This window comes from Mesorhizobium sp. M7A.F.Ca.MR.362.00.0.0 (assembly GCF_004023175.1).
Lineage (GTDB): Bacteria > Pseudomonadota > Alphaproteobacteria > Rhizobiales > Rhizobiaceae > Mesorhizobium.
In genome coordinates this window covers 1,375-1,741 of record NZ_RZTF01000630.1, presented here as the reverse complement: position 1 = coordinate 1,741, position 367 = coordinate 1,375, and the positions used below count along the sequence as shown (strand labels likewise).

Genomic DNA, 367 nt, shown 5'->3' with positions numbered 1-367 from the left:
TCTTCGGATTGGGCAGCGGAGTGATCGTTCTCAGTTCATATCAGGCTGCCATCCTGGGCATGGGGTTGGTATCAACGGCCTATCTCGCCGAAATCTATAGGGGTGGCTTCCTGGCCCTCTCGAAGGGCCAGCGGGAGGCGTCCGCGGCGCTCGGTATGTCGCGCCTGGATACGCTGCGCTATATCCTGGCGCCGCAGGTCCTGCGCGTCTCGGTTCCACCCATGGCGACCTTCCTTGTTAGCCTGCTCAAAGACACGACCGTGGCCTCCACGATCGGTGTCCGCGACGTGATGATGTACGCATCGCAGCAGGCTCAAGGCGGCGGCGGCAGCTTCGCGCCGTTCATTTTCGCGGCGCTTCTCTACAT

General features: G+C 62.1%; 1 protein-coding gene. It reads left to right on the top strand.

The genetic code is table 11. The annotated features are described in order from the left end of the window. On the top strand, positions 1 to 367 hold a 367-nt coding region (locus EOC06_RS41140), incomplete at both ends, for an ABC transporter permease subunit (protein ID WP_206631343.1).